This is a genomic window from Pseudomonas sp. 8 R 14, assembly GCF_900005955.1.
Lineage (GTDB): Bacteria > Pseudomonadota > Gammaproteobacteria > Pseudomonadales > Pseudomonadaceae > Aquipseudomonas > Aquipseudomonas marginalis.
In genome coordinates this window covers 1-7,470 of the sequence record NZ_CVTH01000084.1, presented here as the reverse complement: position 1 = coordinate 7,470, position 7,470 = coordinate 1, and the positions used below count along the sequence as shown (strand labels likewise).

Genomic DNA, 7,470 nt, shown 5'->3' with positions numbered 1-7,470 from the left:
CGATAACGCGTGCTTCCTGAATGAGCGCGGCGCCTGTGAGTTTTTCGCGAGCAAGCTCGCTCCTACAAAAAGCCTTAACTGACTGGCATTAGGGCAAGCCCCGCTCACCACAACCAAAACCCGAACCACAGCCGCACTCATCCGAGCCAAGATCAGGGCACAGGCATCACATCAATACGATACGGCTCGAAAATCTTCAGCATCTCGCCGCTATCGCGCAGTCGCTTGAGCAACCCCGAAAACGCCTCGCCCGTGATCGGCGCCTTGGGCCGCAGCAACGCGTAGTGGTGATAGACCTGGTCGATGCGCTCCGAGACCAGGAACTGCCCGGCCATATCCGCATTGCGCACCATGAAGTCACTCAGGTACGAACGGGTTACCAAGGCGATGTCCGCACGCCCGCGCGCAACCATCAGCAGGTTGCTGTCATGGGAATAGGTCAAGGTGGCGTTGAAGTGCTCGGCCAAGTACTTGGGGTCGGGGTTGAAGTTGGCAAAGGCGTAGTGATAGCCGCTGAACACCGCCAGGCGTTTCCCGGCAAGGTCGGCGAAATAGTCCTGGCCTCGACCGGGCTCACGCTGGGCGACGAAGATTTCCGCGTCTTCCAGGCCCATGTCGATGCTGGTGTGGGCAACCTTCTGCCAGCCCCAATCGGGATTTTCGAAGATGGCCATGTCGATACGGCCTTGTTCGAAATCACGAAAACGCCGAGGGATGGAGGTGGGTACCAGCACAAACTGGTAGTCGGTTTGCGAGGCGTTCAGGGCCTCCACCAGTTGCGGCAACAGACCGGTGTCGGCGCCTTGCTCCGGGCGCACGGTGTAGGGCGGAAAATGCGCCGCGCCGATGCGCACCAGTTGCGCAGCCGAAGCCGGCAACCACGCTGCGGTGCCGAGTGCCCATAAAGTAAGTCCTGCAGCCAACCGCCATGGCGAAAACATCAAGGCACACACCGTTCAATACATCGATGTCGATAAGCTAGGCGTTTTTGTCCAGCTAGACAACTTTCCACCGGCAAATTAATAGCTTGCGCCTCAATCGGCCTTCAAAACCATCAACAAGGCTTCTTCGGCCAATTGCTCCAGGGTCAGGTTGCCCTCGGCGCGAAACCAGGTGGTGGTCCAGGACAAGGCCCCGGTGAGGAAGCGTCGCGCAATAAACACATCGCCCTTGATGTAACCCGCCGCCTTGGCCTCGCCCAACACCTGCAGCCAAATGTCTTCATACACATCGCGCAGCGCCAGCACCTGGGCCTGGGCGTCGGCCGAGAGCGAACGCCATTCATACACCAGCACCGCCATGGCCTCGCCGCTGCCACCCATGATCGACTGCAATTCGCAGCGAATCAGCGCCAGCACACGTTCGCGTACGGTGCTCGCCTCCTCGAGCGAGGCACGCATCAAGGCCGTGTTGTAGTGGATGGTTTCCTCCATCACCGCACGCAGGATCTCGTCCTTGCTCTTGAAGTGATGAAAGATACTGCCGGACTGGATGCCCACGGCACTGGCCAGGTCACGCACGGTGGTGCGTTCAAAGCCCTTGTTGCGAAACAGGTGCGCCGCGGTTTGCAGCAACTTGCCCCGGGCACTGTCGGGGTCGGTCAATTGGCCGCCGTCGACCATGGTGCGCATCACCCGCAGGGCTTTGTGCTCATCCATGCTGCTCTCCTCTACTTCTACTGACGTCTTGGCCGGCAATTTAGGCCGTGCCAGTCACCCAAGCAAGCGCTTGGGCAAAACTTGTGACCGGAGTTTACAAACCAAGCGCTTGCTTGGTAGTCTCGTTACCAGCCATTCGAGGAAGGATTTCTCATGAGCAAGACGGTTCGTATCGGCTGCGCCAGCGCCTTCTGGGGTGACACCTGCAGCGCCGCCGCGCAGTTGGTGCACGGCGGCAAGCTGAACTACCTGGTGTTCGACTACCTGGCGGAAGTCACGATGTCGATCCTCGCCGGTGCACGGATGAAAGATCCCCAGGCCGGCTACGCCACGGATTTCGTCGAGGTGCTCACACCGCTGCTGGCCGAGATCCAGCGCCAGGGCATCCGCGTGATCAGCAATGCCGGCGGCATCCACCCCCAGGCCTGCGCCGCCGCCCTGCAAGCTGCCTGCGATAAAGCCCAGGTGCCGTTGAAAATCGCCGTGCTGCTGGGCGATGACCTGCACCCCCGGCTCAAGCACCTGCACGGCATCACCGACATGTTCAACGGCGCGCCGCTGCCGCCCCTGTGCGTATCGGCCAATGCCTACCTCGGCGCACCGGGCATTGCCCAGGCGCTGCAACTGGGCGCGGATATCGTCATCACCGGCCGGGTGGTCGACAGCGCGGTGGTCAGCGCGGCGCTGGTGCATGAGTTCGGTTGGTCGTGGCAGGACTATGACCGCCTGGCCCAGGCCGCGCTGGCCGGGCATATCATCGAATGCGGCGCGCAGTGTACCGGTGGCAACTTCACCGACTGGCGCGACGTGCCCGACTACGAGCACATCGGCTTCCCCATCGTCGAAGTCAATGCCGATGGCCAGTTCACGGTCAATAAAGTCGAGGGCAGCGGTGGCCTGATCAGCGAACTGAGCGTGGCCGAACAACTGCTGTATGAAATCGGCGACCCTCACGCGTATCTGCTGCCCGATGTGATCTGCGATTTCAGCCAGGTGAAGCTGCAGCAGCAAGGCAAAAACTGCGTACGCCTGCACGGCGCCAAGGGGTTGCCGCCAACGCACCAGTACAAGGTCAGCGCCACTTACCCGGAGGGCTTTCGCTGCACCGCCAGTTGCCTGATCGCCGGGATCGATGCGGTGGCCAAGGCCGAGCGGGTCAGCCAGGCGATCATCAACAAGACCTCGGAACTGTTCAGCCAGCGCGGCTGGGCGCCCTACACCGACGTAAATATCGAACTGCTGGGCAGCGAAGCGACGTATGGCCCTCGCGCCCTGCGCCACGACTGCCGCGAGGTGGTGGTCAAGCTGGCGGTGCGCCACCCGAGCAAGCCGGCGCTGGTGCTGTTCGCCCGCGAGATCGCCCAGGCGGCCACGGGCATGGCGCCGGGGCTGGCCGGGATTGTCGGCGGGCGGCCGACGGTGTACTCGCTGATCCGCTTGTTCTCGTTCCTGATCGATAAGGCCGCCTGCGAGGTGGTAGTCGACTTCCAGGGCCAACGCCACGTCTGCACGCTGCCCATCGCCGACGCGCCGATCCTGCCTGCCGCGCCGATGGATCCACCCCAGCCCCAAGGCCGCGCCGACGCCAGCGTGGCGCTGGTGAAACTCGCCGTGGCGCGCTCCGGCGACAAGGGCAACCACAGCAATATCGGGGTTATCGCCCGCGCCCCCGAGTACCTGCCGTGGATTGCCGAAGCGCTGACGCCAGAGGTGCTCGTCGACTGGATGGGCCACGTGCTCGACCCCGTGCACGGCCGCGTAGAACGCTGGTATTTGCCCGGCAGCCACAGCCTCAATTTCCTGCTGGAAAACGCCCTGGGCGACGGCGGCATCGCCAGCCTGCGCATCGACCCCCAGGGCAAGGCCTTCGCCCAGCAGCTGTTGGAAATCCCCATCGCTGTGCCGCAACACATCGCCGATCAACTCACGTAACGGAGCATTGCCGTGGCCTTCGACTCGATCTTCAAAGCCGGCCTGTTCCTGGGTCACACCGTGATCGTCAGCGGCCGCGACACAAGGCGGAGCAATAAACCATGCCGCTGATTGACAGCCTGATCGATCCCCACAGCCCGCAGTTCGCCCAGAACCGCGCCGCCATGCTGGCAGGCATCCAACACCTGCGCCAGTTGGAACAGACCCTGCTGAGCAAGGCCGAGGAGGCCAGGCCCAAGTTCGAAAAACGTGGCCAACTGCTGCCCCGCGAGCGCCTCAACCTGCTGCTGGACCCTGGCGCGCCGTTCCTGGAACTGGCGAGCCTGGCCGGTTACAAGCTGCATGATGACAAGGACGGCAGCGCCGCCGGCGGTGGGCTGATCGCCGGCATCGGCTACGTCAGCGGCGTGCGCATGCTGGTGGTGGCCAATAACAGCGCGATCAAGGGCGGCACCGTTTCGCCCTCCGGCCTGAAAAAATCCCTGCGCCTGCAACAGATCGCCATGGACAACAAACTGCCGGTGGTGACCCTCGCCGAAAGCGGTGGCGCCAACCTCAACTATGCCGCGGAGATTTTCGTCGAAGGCGCGCGCAGCTTTGCCAACCAGGCGCGCATGTCGGCCATGGGCTTGCCGCAGATCACCGTGGTGCACGGCTCGGCCACGGCGGGGGGCGCGTACCAGCCAGGACTGTCGGATTACGTGGTGGTGGTGCGCGGCAAGGCCAAGCTGTTCCTTGCCGGCCCGCCGCTGCTCAAGGCGGCGACCGGTGAAGTCGCCACCGATGAAGAATTGGGCGGCGCCGAAATGCATGCACAGATCGCCGGCACTGCCGAATACCTGGCGGAAAATGACGCCGATGGCGTGCGCATCGTGCGTGAAATCGTCAGCCTGTTGCCCTGGGATGAGCGCCTGCCGTTGACGCCCAAACGCACTTACGCCGAGCCGCTGTACCCCATCGACGACCTGCTGGGGCTGATCCCCGCTGACCCGAAAAAGCCCTACGACGTGCGCGAAATCCTCGCGCGCCTGGCCGACGGTTCGCAGTTCCTCGAGTTCAAGGCAGCGTTCGACGCCCATACCGTCTGCGGCCATCTGCACATCCAGGGCCGCGCGGTCGGCGTGATCGGCAACAACGGCCCGATCACGCCCAAGGGTGCGAGCAAGGCGGCGCAGTTTATCCAGCTGTGTGACCAGAGCCGCACGCCGCTGCTGTTCCTGCACAACACCACCGGCTTCATGGTGGGTACCGAAGCGGAGCAGCAAGGGGTGATCAAGCATGGCGCGAAGATGATCCAGGCGGTGGCCAACGCACGGGTGCCTAAACTCACGGTGGTGGTCGGTGGCTCCTACGGCGCCGGCAACTATGCAATGTGCGGTCGCGGCCTGGACCCGCGGTTTATCTTCGCCTGGCCCAACAGCCGCACGGCGGTGATGGGCGGTGCCCAGGCGGGCAAGGTGCTGCGGATCGTCACCGAGGCCAAGCAGTTGAAAGACGGCCTGGTGCCGGATCCCAAGGTGCTGGACATGCTCGAACAGGTCACCGCGCAAAAACTCGACAGCCAGTCCACCGCCCTCTATGGCAGCGCGAACCTGTGGGATGACGGGCTGATAGACCCACGGGATACCCGTACCTTACTCGGCTTTCTGCTGGACATCTGTCACGAGGCCGACGTCCGCGAGTTGCAGCCCAACAGCTTCGGCATCGCGCGCTTCTAACCGGAGAACAAGAACAATGATCTTCACCCAGGAACACCATGAACTGCGCCGCACCGTCCGTGCCTTCGTCGACCGCGAGATCAACCCCCATGTGGACGCATGGGAAAAGGCCGGGCACTTCCCCATCCACGACATCTTCCGCAAGGCCGGCGACCTCGGCTTGCTGGGGATTTCCAAACCGGAGCAATTCGGCGGCATGGGCCTGGACTACAGCTACTCGATCGTCGCCGCCGAAGAGTTCGGCACCATCCGCTGCGGCGGCATACCCATGTCCATCGGCGTGCAGACCGATATGTGCACCCCCGCCCTCGCCCGCTTCGGTTCCGATGAATTGCGCGACGAATTCCTGCGCCCGGCCATCAGCGGCGAGCAGGTCGGTTGCATCGGTGTCTCGGAAACCGGCGCCGGCTCCGACGTAGCCGGGCTCAAGACCCATGCGCGCAAGGACGGCGACGACTATGTGATCAACGGCAGCAAAATGTGGATCACCAACTCGCCCAGCGCCGACTTTATCTGCCTGTTGGCCAACACCTCCGACGACAAGCCGCATATCAACAAGTCGCTGATCATGGTGCCGATGAACACCCCAGGGATCAGCGTCAGCCCGCCCCTGGAAAAACTCGGCATGCACAGCTCCGAGACCGCCCAGGTGTTCTTCGACGGCGTGCGCGTACCCCAGCGCAATCGCATCGGCCATGAAGGCGCGGGTTTCATGATGCAGATGCTGCAGTTCCAGGAGGAACGCCTGTTTGGCGCGGCCAATATGATCAAGGGCCTGGAGTACTGCATCGACAGTACCGTCGAGTACTGCAAGGAACGCCAGACCTTCGGCAAGGCGCTGATCGACAACCAGGTGATTCACTTTCGCCTGGCCGAACTGACCACCGAAATCGAATGCCTGCGCGCACTGGTCTACCAGGCCACCGAACAGTACATCAAGGGCCAGGACGTGACCCGCCTGGCCTCCATGGCCAAGCTCAAGGCCGGGCGCCTTGGCCGCGAAGTCAGCGACAGTTGCCTGCAGTACTGGGGCGGCATGGGATTCATGTGGGACAACCCGGTGGCCCGCGCTTATCGCGATGTGCGCCTGGTGTCGATTGGCGGCGGTGCCGATGAAATCATGCTGGGCATCATCTGCAAGTTGATGGGCACTTTGCCGGGGAAAAAGCCATGAATACCCTGCTGCTCGAACCCCACAACGGCGTGTTGCACATCACCCTCAACCGGCCCGAATGCCGCAATGCCATGAGCCTGGAAATGGTCAACGAACTGCGCGCGGTGCTGGCCGGGTTGGACAGCCAGGTGCGCGCCGTGGTGATCAGCGGCGCAGGCGGGCATTTTTGCGCCGGTGCCGATGTGAAGGACCTGGTCAGCGCCGGCGATCAATTGCAGGCCCTGAACCGGGCCTTCGGCACGTTGCTGCAAGCGGTGGAAGCCGTGTCGCAAGTGGTCATCGTGGTGCTGCAAGGCGCGGTGCTGGGCGGCGGGTTTGGCCTGGCCTGCGTGAGTGACATCGCGATTGCCGATCACCAGGCGCAGTTCGGTTTGCCGGAGACCAGCCTGGGGTTGCTGCCGGCACAGATTGCGCCGTTTGTGGCCAAGCGTATCGGCCTGACCCAGGCGCGGCGACTGGCGCTGACGGCGGCGCGGTTCGATGGGTTGGAAGCTCAACGGCTGGGGCTGGTGCACTTCACCGAGACCGACCCGCAGGCGTTGGCGGAGCGTCTGGATGAGGTGCTGGGGCAGGTGCTGCGCTGCGCGCCGGGCGCCAACGCGCGTACCAAGGCGCTGTTGCTGGCCAGCGTGGAGCAGCCCTTGGGGCCGCTGCTGGACCAGGCGGCGCAGTGGTTTGCCGAGGCGGTGACCAGTGCGGAAGGGATTGAGGGGACGCAGGCGTTTGTTCAGAAGAGAAAGCCTGGGTGGTGCAAGTGACGCCCGCTGAGCATGGGTATCTACACAATTTTCTGTGGTCTGTGGCGAGGGCGCTTGCTGCCGTGGCGGCCTTCGGGCCGACCATGTCGTTGGCTTTGAGCGCGTACATATCCGTTGCTGCGGTCACGGCCGCTATGGGTTCCGCCCTTACGGCGGGTCACTTTGGAAAAGCCCCAAAGTAACCAAAGGGCTCTTGCCCCACCACTCGGTACCTCGCCTAGGCTCGGTAT

At 63.4% G+C, this 7,470-nt stretch carries 6 protein-coding genes; 4 read left to right on the top strand and 2 right to left on the bottom strand.

All coding sequences use genetic code 11. The features are described from left to right. Window positions 1-152: 152 nt before the first annotated feature. Together BFQ01_RS24305 and BFQ01_RS24300 are read right to left on the bottom strand one after the other, a co-directional pair. Entirely contained in the window at window positions 153-941 is a 789-nt protein-coding gene (locus BFQ01_RS24305; protein WP_065927222.1) for a substrate-binding periplasmic protein, read from the bottom strand. A 93-nt stretch (window positions 942-1,034) separates the two neighbouring features. Further along, window positions 1,035-1,658 (bottom strand): TetR/AcrR family transcriptional regulator, encoded by a 624-nt coding sequence (locus BFQ01_RS24300; RefSeq protein WP_065927221.1) that lies wholly within the window; start codon window positions 1,656-1,658, stop codon window positions 1,035-1,037. Between the two features lie 153 nt (window positions 1,659-1,811). Between BFQ01_RS24300 and BFQ01_RS24295 the strand changes: the two genes are divergently transcribed. The 4 genes from BFQ01_RS24295 (at window position 1,812) to BFQ01_RS24280 (ending at window position 7,240) form a co-directional block, all read left to right on the top strand. Then, a complete protein-coding gene (locus BFQ01_RS24295) occupies window positions 1,812-3,590 on the top strand; it encodes an acyclic terpene utilization AtuA family protein (protein WP_065927220.1) in 1,779 nt (592 codons plus the stop codon). Between the two features lie 101 nt (window positions 3,591-3,691). Next, window positions 3,692-5,308 carry an acyl-CoA carboxylase subunit beta gene (locus BFQ01_RS24290; protein WP_065927219.1) on the top strand — a complete coding sequence of 539 codons (1,617 nt, stop codon included), beginning with the start codon at window positions 3,692-3,694 and terminating at the stop codon, window positions 5,306-5,308. A gap of 16 nt (window positions 5,309-5,324) precedes the next feature. Beyond that, window positions 5,325-6,482 carry a citronellyl-CoA dehydrogenase gene (gene atuD / locus BFQ01_RS24285; RefSeq protein ID WP_065927218.1) on the top strand — a complete coding sequence of 386 codons (1,158 nt, stop codon included), beginning with the start codon at window positions 5,325-5,327 and terminating at the stop codon, window positions 6,480-6,482. Beyond that, window positions 6,479-7,240, top strand: coding sequence for an enoyl-CoA hydratase/isomerase family protein (locus BFQ01_RS24280; RefSeq protein WP_065927217.1), 762 nt, complete (start codon window positions 6,479-6,481; stop codon window positions 7,238-7,240). The genes atuD and BFQ01_RS24280 overlap by 4 nt, the downstream gene beginning before the upstream one ends. The last annotated feature ends 230 nt before the right edge of the window (window positions 7,241-7,470 follow it).